23 protein-coding genes, 1 tRNA gene and 2 pseudogenes are annotated in these 22250 nt (G+C 35.5%); 4 read left to right on the top strand and 22 right to left on the bottom strand.

Translation table 11 applies throughout. From position 1 onward, the window contains the following. Window positions 1-153: 153 nt before the first annotated feature. The 3 genes and pseudogenes from NW213_RS14565 to NW213_RS14555 all read left to right on the top strand — a co-directional run bounded on the left by NW213_RS14565 (window position 154) and on the right by NW213_RS14555 (window position 2796). Entirely contained in the window at window positions 154-777 is a 624-nt protein-coding gene (locus NW213_RS14565; RefSeq protein WP_154044942.1) for a hypothetical protein, read from the top strand. Between the two features lie 265 nt (window positions 778-1042). Next, window positions 1043-1115 (top strand) — tRNA-Phe (locus tag NW213_RS14560). Between the two features lie 445 nt (window positions 1116-1560). Continuing rightward, a pseudogene (locus NW213_RS14555) lies at window positions 1561-2796 on the top strand (site-specific integrase). A 1343-nt stretch (window positions 2797-4139) separates the two neighbouring features. Here NW213_RS14555 and NW213_RS14550 read toward each other — a convergent pair. The 21 genes from NW213_RS14550 to NW213_RS14450 form a co-directional block, all read right to left on the bottom strand. Next, entirely contained in the window at window positions 4140-5312 is a 1173-nt protein-coding gene (locus tag NW213_RS14550; protein ID WP_258323230.1) for a WG repeat-containing protein, read from the bottom strand. A 28-nt stretch (window positions 5313-5340) separates the two neighbouring features. Beyond that, window positions 5341-6150, bottom strand: coding sequence for a hypothetical protein (locus NW213_RS14545; protein ID WP_258323229.1), 810 nt, complete (start codon window positions 6148-6150; stop codon window positions 5341-5343). A gap of 22 nt (window positions 6151-6172) precedes the next feature. Then, entirely contained in the window at window positions 6173-6811 is a 639-nt protein-coding gene (locus NW213_RS14540; protein WP_258323228.1) for a VWA domain-containing protein, read from the bottom strand. Between the two features lie 39 nt (window positions 6812-6850). Beyond that, window positions 6851-7255 carry a zinc ribbon domain-containing protein gene (locus NW213_RS14535; protein WP_258323227.1) on the bottom strand — a complete coding sequence of 135 codons (405 nt, stop codon included), beginning with the start codon at window positions 7253-7255 and terminating at the stop codon, window positions 6851-6853. Window positions 7256-7505: 250 nt separating this feature from the next. Then, on the bottom strand, window positions 7506-8423 hold the full coding sequence (locus NW213_RS14530) for a hypothetical protein (RefSeq protein WP_258323226.1): 918 nt from the start codon (window positions 8421-8423) through the stop codon (window positions 7506-7508). A gap of 11 nt (window positions 8424-8434) precedes the next feature. Next, window positions 8435-8983: a hypothetical protein gene (locus NW213_RS14525; RefSeq protein WP_258323225.1), complete on the bottom strand. Its 549-nt coding sequence runs from the start codon at window positions 8981-8983 to the stop codon at window positions 8435-8437. Window positions 8984-9080: 97 nt separating this feature from the next. Beyond that, window positions 9081-9449 carry a hypothetical protein gene (locus NW213_RS14520; RefSeq protein WP_258323224.1) on the bottom strand — a complete coding sequence of 123 codons (369 nt, stop codon included), beginning with the start codon at window positions 9447-9449 and terminating at the stop codon, window positions 9081-9083. Window positions 9450-9480: 31 nt separating this feature from the next. Then, window positions 9481-10164 (bottom strand): PP2C family serine/threonine-protein phosphatase, encoded by a 684-nt coding sequence (locus NW213_RS14515; RefSeq protein WP_258323223.1) that lies wholly within the window; start codon window positions 10162-10164, stop codon window positions 9481-9483. Window positions 10165-10197: 33 nt separating this feature from the next. Beyond that, window positions 10198-11193 carry a hypothetical protein gene (locus NW213_RS14510; protein WP_258323222.1) on the bottom strand — a complete coding sequence of 332 codons (996 nt, stop codon included), beginning with the start codon at window positions 11191-11193 and terminating at the stop codon, window positions 10198-10200. Window positions 11194-11211: 18 nt separating this feature from the next. Further along, window positions 11212-11871 (bottom strand): leucine-rich repeat domain-containing protein, encoded by a 660-nt coding sequence (locus NW213_RS14505; RefSeq protein ID WP_258323221.1) that lies wholly within the window; start codon window positions 11869-11871, stop codon window positions 11212-11214. A 102-nt stretch (window positions 11872-11973) separates the two neighbouring features. Then, complete coding sequence (locus NW213_RS14500; RefSeq protein ID WP_258323220.1) at window positions 11974-13845, bottom strand: bifunctional (p)ppGpp synthetase/guanosine-3',5'-bis(diphosphate) 3'-pyrophosphohydrolase; 1872 nt, start codon at window positions 13843-13845, stop codon at window positions 11974-11976. A gap of 98 nt (window positions 13846-13943) precedes the next feature. Then, window positions 13944-14321 (bottom strand): hypothetical protein, encoded by a 378-nt coding sequence (locus NW213_RS14495; protein ID WP_258323219.1) that lies wholly within the window; start codon window positions 14319-14321, stop codon window positions 13944-13946. A 4-nt stretch (window positions 14322-14325) separates the two neighbouring features. After that, a complete protein-coding gene (locus NW213_RS14490) occupies window positions 14326-14778 on the bottom strand; it encodes a hypothetical protein (protein WP_258323218.1) in 453 nt (150 codons plus the stop codon). Between the two features lie 32 nt (window positions 14779-14810). Beyond that, window positions 14811-15245 (bottom strand): DUF1232 domain-containing protein, encoded by a 435-nt coding sequence (locus tag NW213_RS14485; protein WP_258323217.1) that lies wholly within the window; start codon window positions 15243-15245, stop codon window positions 14811-14813. Beyond that, the gene (locus tag NW213_RS14480) at window positions 15242-15505 is read right to left on the bottom strand and encodes a hypothetical protein (protein WP_258323216.1); all 264 of its coding nucleotides are present in this window, start codon (window positions 15503-15505) and stop codon (window positions 15242-15244) included. Before NW213_RS14480 ends, NW213_RS14485 begins: the two co-directional genes overlap by 4 nt. A 179-nt stretch (window positions 15506-15684) precedes the next feature. Continuing rightward, window positions 15685-17190, bottom strand: a complete 1506-nt coding sequence (locus tag NW213_RS14475; protein WP_258323215.1) for a TIGR02452 family protein — start codon at window positions 17188-17190, stop codon at window positions 15685-15687. Between the two features lie 49 nt (window positions 17191-17239). Then, window positions 17240-17455 (bottom strand): transposase, encoded by a 216-nt coding sequence (locus NW213_RS14470; RefSeq protein WP_258323214.1) that lies wholly within the window; start codon window positions 17453-17455, stop codon window positions 17240-17242. A 59-nt stretch (window positions 17456-17514) separates the two neighbouring features. Continuing rightward, entirely contained in the window at window positions 17515-18282 is a 768-nt protein-coding gene (locus NW213_RS14465) for a hypothetical protein (RefSeq protein ID WP_258323213.1), read from the bottom strand. Window positions 18283-18405: 123 nt separating this feature from the next. Next, a complete protein-coding gene (locus NW213_RS14460) occupies window positions 18406-19473 on the bottom strand; it encodes an ADP-ribosylglycohydrolase family protein (protein ID WP_258323212.1) in 1068 nt (355 codons plus the stop codon). Between the two features lie 234 nt (window positions 19474-19707). Beyond that, window positions 19708-20241 (bottom strand): hypothetical protein, encoded by a 534-nt coding sequence (locus NW213_RS14455; protein WP_258323211.1) that lies wholly within the window; start codon window positions 20239-20241, stop codon window positions 19708-19710. A 60-nt stretch (window positions 20242-20301) separates the two neighbouring features. Then, complete coding sequence (locus NW213_RS14450; protein ID WP_258323210.1) at window positions 20302-20709, bottom strand: hypothetical protein; 408 nt, start codon at window positions 20707-20709, stop codon at window positions 20302-20304. A gap of 103 nt (window positions 20710-20812) precedes the next feature. Here NW213_RS14450 and NW213_RS14445 point away from each other — a divergent pair. Next, window positions 20813-21142 (top strand): annotated as a pseudogene (locus tag NW213_RS14445) (transposase); the annotation flags it as partial. A 37-nt stretch (window positions 21143-21179) separates the two neighbouring features. Here NW213_RS14445 and NW213_RS14440 read toward each other — a convergent pair. Further along, a partial coding sequence (locus NW213_RS14440) for a hypothetical protein (RefSeq protein WP_258323209.1) occupies window positions 21180-22250 on the bottom strand: 1071 nt, incomplete at its 5' end.

Here is a 22250-nt window from a genome sequence, read left to right as displayed (position 1 = left end):
TGTCAGCGATACTTATAAAAGAGTGTTGCTGACATTTTTTTTTATTTTTTTTCGTAGGGGCATAGGGGTTTTCCAATAAACCTGCGTTATGTCAGTGAAAGAAACAAAGAAATAAACAAAAATTGAATACTAACTTACTAAACTATTTAAATTATGAAACTGAAATTTTTAGCATTGTCTTTATTAATGGTAGCTGGTGTAAACATGGTTAACGCACAGAACTCAACCAAAGATTACGTATCGGAAGACAGAAAACATGATATCCGCCTGTCTGTAAGCGACGGACTGACACAAGGAACTTCGGACATTTTAGGAATGGGTATCGCTGATGCTGTATTAGGCTCAAAACGTTCCGACAGTAAAACAAGCCTCACTTACGGATTTGGATACCGTTACAGCATCAACCGCTTCAGATTAGGTGCAGACCTCGGATTCGGAATGACAACAAGCAAGCTTGCATTGGCAGGAGAAAACTCTCCATCAATAAAGGAAAAGGATTTGAGATTCCTGGTTCTTCCTACTGCTGAATTCGTTTACTTCAAGCGCAGACTGGTAGAGCTTTACGGTTCGGCTGCAGCAGGTGTAAACTTGTCAAGACATTCAGAAACAGCATTGGCTAAAAACGCGACAGCAGGCAAATCAACATTAAATACAGACTTTGCATACCAGGTAAACCCTATAGCTCTGAGAGTAGGTAACGACCGTGTAGGAGGATTCGTTGAAGCAGGTCTTGGAACTAAAGGATTCGTAACTGCCGGTGTAAGCTTCAAATTCTAAACAACACAATATCTAAACAGCTTGACTAAGCTTTTCACAAAAACTTTACTACTCTTTCTAACTAGAATAAGGGTGTGCCATTCGGTACATCCTTATTTGATTTATAGCCTTCCTTAAATACACTGCCGGCACTATAATCCACAACTTCATAATATTTGAAATACTGTTTTACCGTCAAAAAATCACTTTTTATTAAATTTTTCTTCAAAAAGATTTGGTAGTATAAAAAAAATGCCTACCTTTGCAACCGCAAACGAGAAACAACGGTGCCATAGCTCAGTTGGTAGAGCAAAGGACTGAAAATCCTTGTGTCCCCGGTTCGATTCCTGGTGGCACCACTTTTACAAAACGAAAAATCATGAAAACCGCTGAAATACAGTTATTTCAGCGGTTTTTTCTTTATGTACTGCCCGTAAAAATATGCAATTTGGTGCAATAAAAAATTGCTGTTTCGGTGGCTTTTTTTGAGTCCCATGAAAAAACCACCGATATGTACCATACTTCACTTATTCTCAACGATTTGCGTGAATCATTTTCAGGGATGAAATTCTACATTTGCATACCCTACTGAATGACGGATGAAATACAACGTCTGCTAAAGGCTTTCTTATCCGATGATAATGATTGTACCTACAGGCGGATAATAGTAAGAGAAACAAAAATCGGTGGTTTTTTAGAGCCGGCAATAATAAAAGCCACCGAATTTAACATTTCTCTCCAACCATCCGCTCCATTCAGGATTGACGAAATAACCGAATGTGCAACTTCAAAAAGAAAATGATCATGAAACAAGGAACAATGAACATTCTATTTTTCGTTCTGAAAACAAAACTGCTGAAAAATGGCGAGGCTCCAATCCTAATGAGGATTACCATCAACGGGCAATATGAAGAAATAAGAATACAGAGAAGCGTTCCATTAAAGAACTGGAATCCGGCCAAGGGATGCAGCAAAGGAAAAGACAGGGCTTCCATCGAACTGAACAACTATATTTCCGCCCTCACTACACGCGCATACGAAAAGCACAAGGAACTGACCTTTGAATCGGCACTGATAACTCCAAAGACGATATTAAAGCGTGTGTTCGGAAAGGATGAGACTGTCCGGACGTTGCTTGGAACAGTCAAAGAAGAAATTTCTTCTATGGAGAAGGTTGTTGACATAGACTATTCTCCCGTCACCATCAACCGTTATAAGAATGTGCTCAGAAAACTTGAAACGTTTGTGCCACGTTTTTATGAGAAGGATGATATTACATTCCATGAACTTTCCCCTGATTTCATCAAGGCTTTTGATGTTTTCCTGAAGACAGAAGCCGGACTGTGCCGCAACACAATAGTCCGCTACATGAAATGCCTGAAGAAAATCACCAATATGGCAATAGCCAAAGAATGGATGCGGAAAGACCCGTTTTACGGATATAAGATGGAACAGGACGAGACTGATCCGGTATTCCTGACAAACAACGAGCTTCAGGCTATAATGAACAGGGAATTTGATATTCCGAGGCTGGAGCTTGTCAAGGACATCTTTTTGTTTGCGTGCTTCACCGGTCTGGCGTTCGCTGATGTATCCACATTAAGACCGGAACATCTGGAGCAGGACAATAACGGTGACTGGTGGATAAGAAAAGGACGTGTAAAGCTGGAGAGAAGAAGAAAGTCAAGTTCCATAGCAAATGTTCCGCTTCTTCCTGTTCCATTGGCAATACTGAAGAAATACGAATCACATCCGATATGTCTTAAACAAGGGACTTGCCTTCCTGTTGTCTGCAATCAGAAGGCAAACAGCTACCTGAAGGAGATTGCGGACTTCTGCGGCATCTAAAAGAATCTGACCACACATGCAGCCCGACATACGTTTGCTACGACCGTCACGCTGGCCAACAACGTTCCATTACAGGAGGTGTCTGCCATGCTCGGACATGCATCCACAAGAATGACACAACATTATGCAAGAGTCATGGACAGAAACCTGAAGGACAACATGAATATAGTAAGGAGCAAGATGGGGTTATAGAGATAAACTTACCCGGGTAAAATTAATTAGTGCATATTTAATTCTGTTCTACGGTTTAGTGTTTTTACATCATACTATTAAAGTTGTCAGGACATTATATTGGCATAATACTATGTCCTGACAATATTATAATATGGAGGTACTATGTTATTGCAATATTATGTTGTTAGGATATTATGTTGTTGTGTTATCATGTTATTGCAATATTATGTTGTTAGGGTATTATGTTGTTGTGTTATCATGTTATTGCAATATTATGTTGTCAGGGTATTATGTTGTTGTGTTATTATGTTATTGCAATGTTATGTTATTAGGGTATTATGTTGCTATGTTACTATGTTATTGCAATATTATGTTATTAGGGCATTATGTTGTTGTGTTATTATGTTATCAGAGTATTACACTATTGCAATATCACAACAGAGTTCATTCCATATACACGCTGATTATCAATATATTACAACTTTTATTAAGCAACGCATACAACTTTACTATAACAATCTACATACTATTATATGATACAGAATCTGTAAATCAGGATACTATAGTACAATACAGCATAAAACTTTCAATATTGAATATTTAAATTTCGGCAAATAACTAAATATCAGGCACTCCATTCACACGATATTCAACTCTGCATACAGGTTTGTCACAAACAAACTGATATTTACATTTTTCATCAGGTAAATATGACTCTATTTTATAGCTATAAATGGGCATGGAGCCACAATCCACTTTAAGTGGATTCTCTGTTCAAACGAACAGAGCAAGTTGTGTTTTCGTCCGACAGAAAGTATTCTGTCAGACAAAAACTAACTAACCCTACCTAACGGTCGGATAGTATTCCTCCATAGTCGGAGATATGAAAAATAGGAGATTAATATAAGCAAACTTCCAAGAAGATTATTTTATATCTTATAAATATTCATGTACTATATATGTCAAAACTTATACATAACAGACACCACATCCTCTATTTTACTCATCATTAAGAATCTTTTTAAACATTTTTTGACCACATGAAGGACATCCCATATCCCAAGGTCGCATTTTTACATGACAACATTTTGATAATTGGATATTCCTATCCTGTTTCTGTATCGGGTTATGAGTAACATTTGTAATTTCTACACGTCCACACCTTGAGCACTGTAATTTGATGTAATCTTCACATTCATATATTAAGTTACCATCAGAAGATTCCTCTATAAAATATCCACAGCGAGGACATATATAAACACTATAAAATAAAGTCATATATTTTTTCAACTAATTCATGCTTAATACCATTTTTAATTTTCATTATTATTACAAGAAGTTATAATGAAAATATAACAAAGTCATTTCACGATTTTTCCATTATCATTAATAATCACACCGTCTGGTTGACATAGATACAAATTCCTATCTATGGCTTCAATTGATGTATATATTGGTGGAGTAACAATTTTACCATTCCTATTCAACAAGCCATAATAATCAGGATTATTATAGTTGCCGTTTCTAACCATATATTGTTGACAGTTGGCTATTCCATAAACTTTATTGTCAAAAGATTCGTCACCAGATACTTCAGTATTATTACGAAGTTCGGTTGTTTCATATCGCATATTACTTACTTCGTCAATTACGAAATCCACAATGACTTTACCATTATAGTCATATCGTTTTGCAGTGTGATCTGCATGACGCACTTCTATGATATCGTCATATATGCAGATCCCGGAATTTTCAACTGGAAATATCTCTTTCAGTTCTGCATCATATAATCCAACACAGCCGTCTTTTTCTACTTGCCAGAAACCTTCATTATTGAACAGGTTATCATACTCTGTATTTAACACTATATTACCGGAACGGTCAATCAAACCCATTTTACCGTTAACCGGATTTTTAATCATGCAGTAACCATTCTTGAAAGCATATTTAGGATTATCAAAATAAACCTGGAAATCCTTATCAATAACAATTTCGCCAGAATGATCAATGAACAACAATTCGCCGTCTTTCTCCACAGCGGCCAATCCTTCAGAAAACACCCATGCACGTGTATAAATCTCAGGAATAGCAATCTCTCCGGTAAAGCGGTTAATATATCCGCGTTTACCATTTCTTGCAAATACAGCCAGTGAGTCCTTGTCACCCGAAACAACAACCCAATCTATATCCTCATGTAATACTTCTCCTTTATTCTTGTCATACACTCTGCATTTATCTGAATAATACATCTGCTGCGACACGATGTAATTGCTTATGTATTTTTCCTCCCAAACATAATCATCCGTATGAGGTCTTATCCATTTTCTATAAACAATATCCGTTGCAAAAGCATACAACATACAAACGGTAAACAGTGCTAACAGAATTGCCGCACACAAAGCAAAAACACGTTTTACCACTATCCCGAATTTACTTTCATCCTTATATCCGAATAATCCTAATATCCACAAAACGGCCTGCCATAAGCCGCCGAACAATGTAACAAAATACTCCTTAAATGTTATTTTTCTCATAATTTTCATCTATTAATTGACATGAATATCATTTCTCTAAAACAGTAAGACGTTCCATTTCTTTACTGTTGCATTTCATCCTTCCTTCGCTTTCAAGCATACGGTAGGCTGCGGATAGGTTTCGCGCTCCTCTTGGAGTCAGCATTCCATGCTTATCGGCTATCTTATAATACTTGACAGCTTGTTGAAAATGTCCCTCACATGAATCCTTCATACATAAGTCTCCCAATACAATATTTATTACCGGTAATCTGTCTGCATATTCATATAAGCAATATTCATATTTATCATTATATCCAAGATGCTTATACAAGGCCAGTTGTATGAGGCAGACCATATCACTTCCTTTGTTCACAGCTTCCTTTAGCAGTTCCTCAGAGGCAGTAGGGTCATTCTTACATTCAAGTGCGTAGATAGCATCGTAAATCAAGGCATCAGCAGGCGATACACTTCTCAATTTTTTTACTGATTCCTGCAGCGCATTTTCAATTCTAGGATTATCCAAGACATCTATCAGTAAACGTATAGGATGATTTTCATCCAAGACTTCAATAAATTCTGCTATATCTTTACCTTTTTTCCTGCAAGACAGCATATACATAGTCATCATATTCAGATTGCTCTGCCTTACGCCGTCACCTTCACGATAGCACATAGCCAGAGCCTCATAAGCTTCAGCTTTTCCTTGCCTTGCCTGTTGAATAATCTCTGCTATTCTACTGGCTGAAGCGTTTGTGTCTTGAGATTTCACATGATTATCAATATCCAGATGTTCCTGACACGATGTAGCACCAAGCAAAGCAAATGCGCAAAATAACAAAACAAATATCTTATACATAAATATCCGATTTTAAAACCTATTACTTATTGTTTTCATCATCGAAGAAGTGTTCATTTTCTGCTACAGAATCAAAACACTGTTCAGACAAACGGGTAAAAAAATTCATTCTGCTTTTATTTAAGCGTTTGGTCATATCTTGAGTTCCAGCTGATGTAGTATGGAAAGTCATAGTATTTGTGATTGAAATAGTAGAAGCAACTTTCTCAACATCATGATTTGCTCCGATATAGGCAAATACCCATCCTTTATCTTTCAGTTCATCAACCAATGCCTTTATTGCACTTCCGTTATATTCTTTCGATGCGTTCTCATACCCGTCAGTAACAATGGTCACCAACACACGGTCTTCATCGGTAACTTTACGGCGGAGCTCATTCAGAGATATACCCATTGCATCATAAAGAGCAGTTGAGCAATTCGGACAATAAATATCCGATGTCAGTTCCTTAACTTTAAGGGAAGGAACGCAATCATAAACCTTCTTTACATCATCATTGAATGTAACGAGTGATATGAAATGTTCCTGATCTTCATTCTTCTTCTCTGCAGCACAAATGGTCTGTACGGTTTCATTCACACTGTCGATGGCTTCTTTCTTAATACTATGCATTGAACCACTCTCATCGAGAATAATTAGATTGAATACTTTTGTTTTCATGTTTTATACATTTATTGGTTATAAAAATATTATTAGTTATCAATCTCCGTTTCTGCTATAAACGTAATTTTCTGCTATACCTAAAGCCTTCTCATCCAGTTTTGACTGCTTGATCATTCCCCATATTTGTGCGATAACTACAGGCGAAAACACGCATATCGTGATGAGTGTTGGTATGAGTTGTTGTTTTACAATACTGACTCCTGCTTTAAAATCAATATAGCCTTCTCTTGTAGCTTTCATAGTAACTTTCAAAGCAGAACGCAATCCAAATGCGGCTTTAAACATACCTCCTTTGGTAATGTATATTTCATTACCTGAAGAAGGCTCTACTATACGAACTTCAAATCCTTCAATTGTAAATGATTTACGTATTTCTTCTGCGATATATGGAATCTTATCAGGATTACCATATATGATTTTCTTACTTGTAAATGCTCCCATAACTGAGTGTCTTATAATTTATATAAATCATAGAGTGACAAGGTATAGTTAAACTATCACGAATACATGTATTTTTTCTGAGTATCCTTATCATTTTTGTAATTCATTTATATAGAGTACGGGAAGCCATCCTTTTCTATCATGTAATTCTTTATATAATAAAAAATCTCCATGACTGGATAGCCAAGGAGATTTGATTCCATAGTTCATAGTTTCGTTTGCCATTATTTGAACTTCTATTTTCAATCTTTCAACATTTAAAGTTCCGGTTTACATCAAACAAATGTTTCTTTCGTCTGTTAAACTCCGACTCATAGTCAGTAGGCAAGCCTAACAGTTCCAGTTCATCAGAAGAGATCGCTCTCATGACACTGTTTAGTCTTGTAGCTATGTCTTCACATCTGAAAAATTTTTTCTCTATATTTCTATGTCCCTTCATTTCCGGTACGTCCTCAAAAGGAACCAAGGGATGCAGTACATAATAAAGCGCGATGGCAATGTCAGTACGATGCCTTCCCATGGCGCAGGATATATAGAAATTACCTCTGTCCATCAGGCCAAACAATGTGGACAGTGAGGCTATTATCTGATGTACATCCGTATTTTTGCTGTCAATAGGTATACTGTAATATTCCAATCCTGCATCAGCTACACTACTGTCGTAACGGTCAGTATGATCAGCAGTACGAAGATCTATTATTACCTTAACGCCGGATTCACGCAACTTTGCCAACAGCCAGTTGCTTTCTCGCGCAGATAAAGTACGTCCCCTGACTCCCCGGTCATAAACAGGAGCTAGATCAACAATAGGATATTGCCTTAATGTCTCATACAGAACATTCGATTGCATAATAAACGGAATCTTCTGTCTTATGATTACAGTCTCCGGTTTAACCTTATTTCTGCTGTTTTTCCCGATATGCCATCCGTCACACCAGATACATTTATATACAGAGAAGTGAACACCATATTTTTTACTCATTACATCAGCAGCTTTCTTTGCATCTGATTTTGAAAGATACATTATTTTCGGTCGGCCTGTACTTCTTGAAATATGACTATATCTGCTGAAAATGCCAAATGCATCGTACGTAATAAAGATATTACGCCATGATTTGGGACGTAACAGTTGATTGCAGACAGCGTATATCAGATTCCTTATTTTCATTTAAATAGATTTTATAGATAGTAGAAGTTACGATAATTAAAATCAGTAAGCTGTGAGTGAACATCATCCAAAGCCAATATTCTTGAAGAAATATCTTGCAACGGAACATTCTCATCTAGTAATGAACGCAGGCGCTTAGCCAACTTCACGTTTTCCTTGTCCAACTCTTCTTGTGAGGTATTAATGCCATACAACGAAGCTTCACTCATTTCTGTAACAATCATACCGGTAAACAGGCCATGCAGTCTTTCCTTCTCTGCAAACAAGTTGGCATTGCACCATATCCCCACAATGTTACAACCATGTTTACGCAGATAATAAGCATGAGGATGGTATACGATAAGCCGATCGAAAACATCAAATCTGTCGTCATTACGTGAGAAAAGTCCCAAATCTGATCCATGTCCCAACAACAGTATATGCTCATGACATGGAACATGATTTAAAATATGACTAATTTCATTTTTACTGTAACTTTGGTCGATAAGAGTATGTTCAATCCCTTCATAAAGAATAGAAAGCATGCTTGTGGTTTTATCTTTCGGATGGATGACTACCATAATTATTTCTTCGGTTACAAAGATATTTATACTTGTTATTCAGTTCATTGGTGTCCCGTTGAATCAGGACACTTCTATTATGAATAGGGGGCACCTTTCAGTTCATAATTGTCAAGTTGAAATCTATTTGTTCTATGCAGTCAGGACATATAATCATATATCCACCGCGTCCACACAACTCACTCCACGTCCAACCGGGTGACATAAAATATAATTTTATCAACTGTCCACCGCAGTGAGGACAGTTTTGGTCATTCACCGTGGCAACTTTTTCAGGATACTTATACATACTGGCTAATACGTCCTCCCATGGATACAATATCATTTTGTTGAGTCTTGCGTACTGATAACCTTCCTGATTTGTCTTCTTAACAATATTCTCTATTGAATCTGACAGGTTGAGTTTCTTTTTTATCTCCTCAATCAGATTCATTACCGTTTGTACGTGATTGTCTGATTTATTCATAGAAATTATTTTTATAAGTCAAACTATGATATTATTCTATGAAAGCCAAAATGGCAGTATAGTTATCGTCGCCATTCTTTTCGCAAAGTAAATCAAAAGTACCCAGTATATCTTCAGGTGATTTATTGTCCATCATCCGCTCCTGAAGAATATATGAAACAATACTTTTATATACTCCGTCTGAACAAAGCAATATGCGGTCTCCAGTTTCCAAATGCAACTGTATTATATCAGGAACAAGATTCCTAGAATTGTAAGAGAAAAAACATCGGGAAAGAGTTTCCCAACCGAGAATACGGTTCACGTGGTCTTCGGTCTGATACAACAGGCCGCCATCTTTACGTAAAATATAACATCTGCTATCTCCTATATGTGCTATTGTTACAACATTGCCTTCTATGCTTGCCATCACCATTGTTGTGCCCATATCTGCATGTTTCAAACTATCGGCACACCTGTTCAATTCGTTGTAGGCAAAGTGGCAGGCATTATTCACTTTTTCTTCCGTATCTTTTTCTTTATCATTCTCCATCCAATAGTCAGTAATAGCTTTTATTACCGTTTCGCTGGCCACTTCTCCAAAATCATGACCGCCTAATCCATCACATACAATGCCCAACCAACGTGAATTATTATCTGCCTGAATGACACTGAAAGCATCCTCGTTATTAGAACGTTTTCCTGTCTTGCTTAATGTTGCATAATATATATTCATATTTCTGTTGTTTTTTGTTTAACATATCCATTATCAATTCTCACAGGTAGTAGAAAATTCTCTTTTATCCAAATCCTCTTTTTTATATAAATACAAGATAACGGAACGCCAGTCTGGATAATTTTCACTACCAAACATGACCCATTCACCTTCAAACTCTGATGCTCCATTATTTCCTGAACTATCTATCAGATAATCACCTATACACATATCTTTTCTACTTGTTATTATGATATGTTCTTTAAACGTATTGCCAAGAGTGTGTATAACCCACTTTACTTTATTTACCAAAACAGAAGGATTATTCCATGAAGTAGTAATCAGAATATACAAATCAAAATACTCTTGAAGTTCAGATATGGCATCAATTGCTCCTGGTATATTATCAGTTCTTCCTCCATACATACTAAGTGTATCATTGCCTTGATTTTCTTTTATCGAATGAAAATCTATCAGTACATTGTCCATATTGATGAAAACACGTTTTCTACGTTTCGGCAAATTCTTGTCACGTTTATCATAGGCCTCTCTGATATCTGTCAATATGCTACAGAACTCTTGTGAGGTCAGAATTGTCTTGTAAGAATTCACTTCTCCTATAGAATGAATCAGGGTCATTCCACGTGTCTGCATAAGTGCGTCACGAAATCTCTGACTTTGATCAAACATAGCCTGATAAGCACGTCTTACCAATTGTTGGAATTCTTCACCTTGCCTGTCAATAGCGTATCCTTTCCACCATACTATTTGATCTGTTTGCCATGACGTGACACTGCGTTTTCTAGCATTGCCTCCTTTCATGCTACAAATCTGCCTCTGTTTATCTTTATCTTTATATTTCAACGATTGCAGGAAGCCCTCCATACTGCCGCATACCATTCCTTCAAAGCGGAATCCATTGCTACACAGATTACTTAAAACATTGGACGGATATAAGCCGTCAGACCGAATATCTATAGTATTAGTAACAGGATCAAAATAATCCTTCGACCTGTTACATTCATTGTCGGGTATATTATTATCTTTCATAGCTAATTTGAAAATTATTTATCTTAAAAACACAGATTCTCCCATATTGATATTTTTTTCATTAAGGTCAAATAACTCCAATTTATCACATGCTACAAAAGCATAATCTCCTATACTATTTAAAGACTGTGTCATAAACACATTTTCCAATGCAATACAACCGCTAAAAGCCTTTGTCCCTATTTCTCTGGTATTTCTTGATAAACTGATTCTTTCAAGATCAATGCAACCAGCAAACGCATAATCTTCAATTCTGATTACACTTTCTGGCAGTTTTACTTCTTTCAATTTCCTGTCTATACACTTGATTACAACTGTCCCATCGAAATTATACATAATCCCGTTGTCGGCAGATGTATATTTTCTTCCAATAAGTTCAGCGGTTTTATCCGATATAAAATTACTGGAATCAATATATCTGAGATTAATACCAGACATTTTTATCTTTTTCAGTTTCTTACATCCATAGAAAGCATATCTGCCTATATATTCTATAGTATCAGGTAAAACAATCTCTTCAATATTTCTACACCAGTAAAAAGCAAAATCAGATATATATTTCACACGGTCCGGAATTCTTACAACTCCGTCAACTCCTTTTGAACACATAATTATTTTTTGCCTGTCACCGGAATATAATATAGAATCTTCAAATGTATAATCCACTTCATCCATCATACTGACTTTCATCTACAATATATGAATACAAATCACAAACATATATCTATAATCTTTGTGATTCAAAAAAACATTCACACTGGATTATTTTCTTGATATTATTTACTCAATATTCACACCATGAGCTTCATCTACTCCATCAATACTGTCTATAAGGGCAACAATATTATCCAATTCCTCTCTTGAATGCACTTTAAAATCAACGTAACACTCTACTATCCTATCTACAGTTTCAGTGTGCAGACAGTCTATAGACAGCTTAAGTTTATCCGTAATACATTCCACCACATCACTCAGTATATGATATCTGTCAACACCTCTAATCTGGACTCTGACAGGATATAAGAACCTGTTATCCGGTTCAAAATTTACAGCAACAATAGAATCTCCCTGTCTTGACGCCATTCTTATAGCAGTGAAACAATTTCTGGTGTGGAGCGTAATTCTACCATTTTCATCTCTAAATCCTATAACTTCATCACCTGGTAATGGATGACAACAATTGCATCTGATATATTCCAATATTGGCTGATTACGGAAGAACTGACGTAGATATCTTTTTGCCTTATATGTCTTGACACAGTCAAGCCAACTCTTATCAGGAACAGAATAATCGCTTGTCCCAATCTCCACACAATCACCCCTATGTAACTCAACTTTTACTGACGATAATTTCCCGTTAATCCTGGCATATACAGCATGTTCACCGATTTTGCTATGAATTTCGTAGGCAAAATCTATAGCAGTTGCACCTTTAGGAAGAATTATTCCTTTACCTTCCGGAGTAAAAACCATTATATCATCATTATAAAATGAAGATGTTACACCATCCATATAGTCCATCTCGCTGCTGTATGCCACATCTTCAAGGACTGATTTAAACTTATCCAGCCATGCCTTCAAGTTCGATTCTGTACGTTCTGCAGCACATCCTAACCTTGAATTGCGAACCATTCTCTCAGACGATATGTGAATCTCCTCCCAATTACCGTTATCACACAAAAGTTTCAGATGAAAGCTCTGATATCCGTTTTCTTTAGGTGCGTTAATATAATTTGAAACACTTCCGGGCTTTTCCTTAATATAATCTGTCAGAACCGAATATATTTTCAGACTTATATATTTCTCTTCTTTAATATCCGATGCTTCATATACAATACGCACATAATGTTTACCGTCAATATGCTGGAAATCGCATTCCATGCTGTTCATCTTTCGCCATATACTATAAGGCATACGATATCTTATCTCAGTTCTGGCCTTAATATTGTTTTCCTTCAATAGACTCTCTATTTTACTTATGAAAGAATCAATACGACTCTGGTATTGTATCTTTTCCTTTTCCATAAGATTTTCAAGAAAATTATATTCTCTCGGACATCTGAATCTGAAGGAAAGATTCTCAAGTTCAGTTTTCACATGATACATTCCAAGTCGGTTTGCCAAAGGCGCATAGAAGTAATCCGTTTCACCTGCTATCTTCATCTGTTTATCAGGTCTCATACTGTCCAATGTACGCATATTGTGAAGGCGGTCGGCAAGTTTTATCAGGATAGCCCTGACATCAAACTGCACAGAAGCTAAAATCTGCCTATAATTATCTATCTGCTTAGACTGATTATATTCGGCTTTCTTCTGCTTCGTTACAACGCCTACAAGAAATGCGACGTCTTCACCAAAACGTTCCTTAATATCATCCAGCGTGTAAGGTGTATCTTCAACCACGTCATGCAGAAAAGCTGCCATTATAGGATTGGCGCCCAACTCAAATTCCTCAGCAACAATACGAGCTACTGCAATAGGATGAATTATGTAAGGTTCGCCAGTCTTACGTTTCTGATTTTTATGAGCTTCTTTTGCAAGCTCGTAAGCCGAGCGGATGCGAATCATATCTTCATCTGTCATCCGGTGTTCAATAGAATGAAACAGCCTGTTTACACTTTCATTTATTTTGGTCAAGTATTCATTTTCCATAATGCATCGTAATAAAAATCCTCCTTTATAAGATATGGAGTAACTATTACGGTTCCATCTATCATAAAGGAGGATAAAAAATATAATATCTCCAGAAATTAATCATCCATAGCGTTAAGATTTACTCTCATTGTCTGTTTTACATTTTCTACATAAAAAGGATTACGTAACATTTCTATGCATTCAGATGTCGTTCCGGCAAAATTAAAGCATGACATCTTATATCCGCCTTTTAGTGTTCCGGAGACTTCAAGATATCTCTTGTCACCATTTCCTCCCTCTATGAAGCTACAGATATTCAATTGCCAATATGTTATATCAAGTATTCCGGATTTGTCCTTAAATTCTACTGTGATTTTAGGAAATAATCCAGTCTCGGGAACGTTTCTTTCCGCGTCCAAAGCTAAAAGCCTTGCTGCATCACTTATATCTTCGGTCATCTCTTCGATGTATGGCTCGTATCTTTCACTATACATAATACTATATATTTTGTAACTTAAACGATACTAATATTCCCTCTTCCTCTGCCTTAAATGTAATATCGCTACAATGGTTTATCATCTGAGTAAAGTTGTGAATATCCATTCTTTCAGCTACCCTGTCAAGATGCAATATAATGATATTACTATCATCGCCCCAAGAGAGTAATTGAGAGTTATCAATAATGTCTCCTAATATTCTCCTAACTCCTGCGAATATCATATTCATACCTAAAGACATATCATATCTCAACTTAATATCCATTCCTGCAATTTCTTCTACTGTAATATCGGCTTTAACATTTTTCTTTATTTTTCCTAATAGAGGAGCTTTGATAGTCAAGGTGTGGTTGATGATCACGGTTCGATCATCTTTAAATGATAAAACTATATTTTTACCGGTCTTCGAAAAGACAATATCCTGAATTTCAAGATAAGAAATAAATACCTTCATAATATTCTACTATTAACTTTTTAATATACCAATCATTGGTTTATTATCTCATATTCACACCCGAACCATTCATCCAAAGTCTGATTGACCTTCATTTCAATATCAGGTGTGATATTGCTTTTTATTTTATTATATACAAATAGCATTGCGGCTCCTTCATCAAGTATACCCAATAACTTATATACAGCACTTGGTAACAAACTTACTGGAGAAATTGTATATATAATAGCAGCATAAATCAAGACTCTATCCAATGTTGTAGTCTTATTATCCGACAATACAAAATAAAACTGTAATAAAGGCTTAGCCGCAGTTCGTCCTACCCTTTTCGCATAAGGTTTCAATTTCTCGTACAAATCATTTCCTTTCTTTTTCCAATCTACATCCTTTACTTTTTCCAATAAAGAATAAATATTTTTACCCATGATTAAATAGGCCAAAATCGTAATGCAAATTATTGTTGTCATAAAAAACTAAAAACTAATTGTAATATAAATGAGTATAAATTATAAAGGAATATATCACCAATTGATAATATTTTCATACGAATACTTTTGATTATAATCTCGGGTCGCGGCAGATTGAAGAATGTGGTTATATCAGTCACAAAAGATGCTATGTCTTCGTCTGTAACCTTCTCCTTGTCGAGGAAGATTGCATTGAAGATATTCGCCTCATGCCTGCACGTGAATTTCATCCACTTGTTCATTGCTTCGTAATCTACCATGACTTTCTTCTTTCATTATAATTAATGTAATTTACTATGTTGCATCAATAAATAATATGGTTCTACAGGTGAAAAACATACTTCATTTCTCTTTCATATCCTTCATCTATTATTGAAAATGAGTTATTTAGCTATATTAATGATTGATTTATGGGGATGAAATGACTAAGCTAGGAAGTTTATGAGAATTCTCTCTTAAACGGTATGTAGTTTCCTTCAGGATTATGCCTCCTGTTCGCATTATGATCATCTAAAATGGCAAAACATATAAGGCGGTATTTGTTTTTGAATTCCGGTTCTTCAAACACCTCGTGAAACAGTTGGGCTATATGCGATGGAGGATTACAGAAAGCTCCACATCCTAAAGCACCTAACACTAACGCATCATGACCATGAATAAGTCCTATGCGGAGTATTGTTCTCATCTTATTCTTGGTACCTTCTATCATGTCATCAGCCAGATGTGTAGCGTCTTTCATGTTCGGGCGGTTGATTGCTGGAACAGAGATGAAGGACATGCGGAAAGAATCTTGTCCCAATAAAGGATAGCCCAAGCTTTCTTCACCACGGAAGACAATGGCATCTGGAGTGTATATGCCTCCGAAATTCCTTTCTAACGGATATTGTTCCTTACGTGCATTTAGTCCATATTGATTTGCATATCCTGCAAACTGATACATTGACAGAAATAGATTAGTGCGTCTAAATAAGTTTTCCTCTTGTGCACCTGCTCCTCCTAAGACGCCGCCACCTGGGATTTGTCTGCTTGCCATATTTAATACAGCAACATTATAACCTTTATCCCGCAGTTTTTTTGCCGTGGTAAGACAGTCGGAATTCTCTACAGAATAATTAGTACTGATATCCAAGGATGGATAATCGGATACATCGAATGCGCTATCATAGAAACATGTGTCATTAATTATATGTATGGTGTCAGCATTAGAAAATGTATGGTTTATCCCATTCAGTACATACTGTCCTTTCCTTACTATAGCTACAGTATTCTTGAAGACATCCGCACGCATATTTCTTATCTCCTGCATGGCCAGTCCGTCACCGTTTCTTGCATATTCAGAAAGATAATTGAAGCTGTCTTTCCATTGATTTGCATCCCATTCTTTATCTTCCGACGGGGATAATGTGTATTCCTTCATATTAACACCTTCAAAAATAGATAAGTCATAAAGAGATTTAATGTAATATGGAGTTCTTGACTGGCATCCCATACGAATCATATCATATACAATACCTCCCTTTATATCATGTATAGAACATACTCTTTCCAAATTTTCAACATACATATCATCACAGATAAACAGTCCTTTCCAGGTAGCATAATTCTGACCTTGTGCATGGAACCAGTTTCCTATACGCATGTCTCTTTCTATTTGTCGAAATCTGATATTTGTAGGTCGCAATTTGTTATCAGGAATATGTTCGTAAAAGATATCTCCTTTATTAAATATTGCGGAACATTGTTTTATTCTTTGTAATACTAAGTCCGGCATCTTGTCTGATGCTATCTTACCCATAAACATACGTGGATTATAATAAAACTCGTAAAAATCATCTGTCTTCAATGTCCAAAAGCAATCACTAACAAACAAGGTGTAATTGCTTAATTTACTAAGACGTTCAACCCAATTAAAAGATACATTGCTTGATGTTATAAAATCTTTCATCTTGTTTTTGTTAATTTATTTATATTTAAGTAACTATTCAAAATTAATTTTATGCATATGAGTAATTCACAAATAAGTTGGTTCCTACAGATGCAAGAGCTCTGTTTGTACAATAGAAAAGAGAGTCCTTAGTATTGTAATCAGCAGGTCTTATCCATTTGCCTTTCAATATGCGCCACAGAGTTTCGGCTGGATTAAGTTCCGGAGAGTATTGTGGAAGATAGAAAAGGAAATATGCTTCATGATTTACATTCTGCAATAACATGATACAATATTAACATTTTATACTGAATATAAAAATATTTTAGATCACTTACCTAATATTTATTTGATATCACGATCAACCAATAATCTTTTCCAGTTCTTATCATCAAGATAAACTCTTTTAGCTTCTACTGCCCCCAATAAAAATTCTCTTTCTTTTTGTGCTTCAGAAAGTTCTTCACCTAATTGTTTCTTTTCATCTTCTAATTCAATAAGCTTACTTACATATTTGATGTCATTTGGAAATTCATCGCTTATTTCCAACATGGTAATAATACTGGAAGCTTTATCTTTCAATTTCTCTTTCATATTGCGACCACTTTGTTCTCCAAGGCAGAACATCAAGCCATACCATCTACCATGATATCTATATGATGATATTTCTGAATTATTTTCTAATATTTTTTTTAAAGCCTCGATAAATATAAATGGTAAATAAATATTATCCAATTCTATAGCGCTCTCGAACATTTCCGCAACTGTTGATGCATTCATACCCGCTTTACCACAACCAATTGGCAAAACATAAAATATCTGTTCAGGATGAGTACTTGCATATTCAATAAAACGAGATATTGCATCTGCCATTTTTTCAATTCTATAACGATGTACCGGTATCGCATAACTCTGTCCACTAAGGCCTTCTCCCATTCCTTGTTTTGCACCGAATTTCTCAACTGCAATCTTGGCTGCACCACCATCATGATTGCCATCTGGCTTTGAACCGAATACAAAGACTTCATTTTCGTTTAACTCTGTAATAGCTTCAGCTGTGCATCTGTTATTGAGCATCTGCTCTAATTTTGTGATTTTATCTAATGTTTTCATATAATTATGATTTTAGTAAATTATTTACAATAAAAAGTGCATAAAAAATTATATAATTATTATCTGCTGAAACTAAAAATACACCAATTGCAACTTGTGATATGGCTTAGCAACAGCCCATTTTTATTTGTACACAGACTCCTTTCCATCAAAAATATCATCAGCAATATGTAAAATTACGTCATGCATTTCCAAACTCTCTTTGTAAAAATCAGGTAAAGCTTCATATCCTATCGCTGCACCAAGGATGTTTCCAGTAACAGCACCTGTAGAATCACTGTCACCACTATGGTTTACAGCTGCTATCATAGCCTTTTCAAAATTATCAAAATGTGCAAGCGAACAATAGACGGCAATGGCTACCGTTTCTTCGGCCACCCATCCGTGCCCTAAATAGTTTTCAATGTTTTTTACATCATTATCATCTGTTTCATTTGCGAGATACATGGCTCTGTCCACCAGCAAAATGAATTCTCCAAGTACATCATTATACATAGGAAAGTTATCCGAAATATATGATAATCCTTCTTTGAGATATGACTTATAACTCTCTCTTGTAGGATGTTCATCCTGAGCCAGACGATAAATTAGGTATGCCACAAATGCAGATGGAATATACCCTAAGGGATGTTGATGAGTCAATTCGGATGCTCCCGCTGCCAACTTACACACTTTGCTTATATTCATACGATTATCAACAGCTCCATAAAGAGGAATAGAAGCAATTCGCATTACTCCACCACATCCTTTACTATCATTACAAGGTTTATATCCATTCATGAGATCCATAAGAGAGTTGATACATGTATTGCCAGGTGCTCTGCAAGAATTCATTTCCGGAAGTTTACTAATCCAGCATTGCTCTAAACCTTTTTTCTTTTTCCTAATCTGCGTCAACAGCCATTCGGTATAAGCCTCACAAATTGCAGAAATGAAAGCTGTGCCATCCTTTTCTGCATTAAGAATACCACATGCTGTATATAAGGTCATTTGCGTATCGTCAGAAACAAGTGCCAAACCATTGTCGATAGAGTTTTCAAACTGCATATCATAGCGTGTGATACCAGTTGCTCCATATTTATTCTTTATATTACTCCAAGACAAAAATTCCACGGGATACCCTAATGCATCTCCTATGGCACCTCCTATCATTGAGCCTCGTATCCGGTCATTTAAATTGTATTTCATCATATCTTTCAAATTTTATTTATATAGAGATGCAAGTTTAATATATTCCATCAGTATTGATGATAGTTTTTTCTTGACTAGATTATTTTATGTTGGATTATAAGATAAATACACTGCCATAGGTAATCATTCTATTTTTTCACCACGACGATTTTATCGGCTGTTTTTCTGCCGTAAAATAAAAATGTCCGCAAGAAAATATTTTAGTTTTAACATTCCGGTTTATAAAAACATTATTTATTTTCTCCCTGAACCTTTACACCATGGACAACGCCTAGTATTACCACAAGCCTTACAATATTTTATACCACCATAATCTACACCTCCTGAGATCCTGCATACAGGACATGTTTGCCTTCCATCACATGCAGGGCAAAGACCTTGTTTACTATTAGATTTGTTACTATTTGACCTTGAGCCACCAGACATTCTGTCTTGATCTTTAGGTTTAGCATAACTTACACCATACCCACAACAAAAAGAACAAAAAGATCCCGTGAATTGATTTATTCCACTACCATTACAATATACACACTCATACAAAGGTGCGTTAGTATTATTTTGTGGATTAGAAGAGACACCTGTTCCTTGACATACAGAACACTGAGATACAAATGGAAAAGTGTTAATTCTAAATTTTCCTGTACCAAAACAGATTACACAATAATAATCTTTTTCATTACTTTCGCAATTACATCCATTGGCATTTGTAGAAATCAATAAAAAAACTAAAATTGTTATCATTGATAACATTCTTGATAATTTTCTCATAAGCATTTTAAAAAAAACAATATAAAAGTGCAAGAACTTAATAAATATCATGCTATAAAGTTATTTCAAAGTTTCCCATATATTCCCTTTATCCTTAATCTTCACAAATAACAAAATAAAGAATACTACATACATAACCATCAGAATATAAAATCCTTCATAAGTAGGATTCCACCGAATATACTGATCATTCTCCGCATCATAATACCGGCCTCCCATATCCGAATAAATATATGACAATACCCCTTCCAGTAAAATTGGTATAATCTGATAAAAATAATATTTCTTTTTCTTTGAGAAAAAAGCCAGAGCCAGCAAGACAACGTTTACCCCAATCAGTATTGCAGATAAAAGGTCATTGGTCTTAGCCGCTTTCAAATAATATTCACCATCATTTAAAGCGCTCAAGAAGAACACATAAATTGACACATAAATCAAATGAATAACAATCTTATAGAATTGCAACATAAATAAATATATTAATTGTTTAACTTAAGTAAGTGATCTAAAATATTTTATATTCAGCACAAAATATTGATGGAATCAATATAAAGGTTTTACAACACAAGAATCCATCAATGCAGACAAACTTGTGGATTTTCTTGACATTTTCTCTTTTGAGGTAAAGAAGAAAACGGTGGTTGTCCTTGACAATGCTTCTGTACACAGGAACAGAAAGATAAAAGAACTCAGAAAAATATGGGAGGATAGAGGATTATTTCTTTTTTATCTTCCACCATACTCTCCAGAACTTAATCTTGCTGAAATCCTGTGGCGCATATTGAAAGGCAAATGGATAAGACCTGCTGATTACAATACTAAGGACTCGCTTTTCTATTGTACAAACAGGGCACTGGCATCTGTAGGTACGAACTTATTTGTGAATTACTCATATGCATAAAATTAATTTTGAACAGTTTCTTAATCATATTATTTTTTTATGATACATGATAAGTTGATTTTATATCTCTAATGTACCAATTGATTAACTTCTGTATGCTTTTCCCCATACCTTTGCTTCCTTCCACTAAAACACCTGGTAATGCTATAACGGAATTTTTGAAAGCTTCACGTTTAATCTCCTTTCGACGAGGTCTGTCAAAGAAAAGATTTTGTCCTTCTACAAGGTATGCTTTGGTGACAAATCCTATTCTAAGCGTTAGAAGTGCATTTGAAATTCCATTGAGGATTGGTCCTACAACTGGGCCTGGTATCTTTATATTACTTAAGATATTTGAAAAGGAAAAAGAATCAGAATCTCCTTCAACTTCAATATCTGTATCAAACTCATTATTATCACCGGATAAATCAATATCATTTAAGAACTCAAACGGTTTTACGCCGCCTACCTCTGTGAGAGCTTCAGAAACAGCATAAGAAAATAGAGACGTTATCAGAATCCGTAGATATAGACGCCACATCTGTATATCATTGGGACGAAACCCTGTTCCTAAAATCATATTCTTCATCATTGAGAAATTTAATACGAGAGTTGATATAGCATCAACTTTGCTATTATGAGACAGTGCTGTTACAATAAAGACTGTTTTTGCCCACTCTTTTATTTGGAAGTCTATGCCCTTAACTCCTAATTCACTGTTACCTTTCAGTCTGGTCTGTACTTCTTTGTCTATACAAATTCTTAGAGAATCTGCGTCATGGGTATGATTTAATTCATACTCAAATTCTTTCTGGCGACGTATGCGTGTCGATTTATCAGGAATGTAGTCAAATCCTGACTCAAGTTGTTGCCCGATTTGTCTTAGCGTATGCAAATCCATTGCGCTGTCAATCTGCATAGCTGGAATTTGTGGTGCACGATAAATCTTCCAGATAGGGAGAATAATAAATATGAAAAACAATCCGAACATCAGAAGATAGAATGTAACTTCACCATACATTCCACTATGGGTTAACTGGCCTATTTTTTCTGCCACAATTATGATATTGCTCATAACCATTAATAAAATAATGGTTATAAAAACAACAGAAATGATTATAAGATTCCT

It is taken from the genome of Bacteroides sp. ET336, assembly GCF_024733815.1.
GTDB classification, from domain to species: Bacteria; Bacteroidota; Bacteroidia; order Bacteroidales; family Bacteroidaceae; genus Phocaeicola; species Phocaeicola cellulolyticus.
The sequence above is the reverse complement of the archived record's forward strand: the minus strand, read 5'-3'. Positions and strand labels throughout refer to the sequence as shown.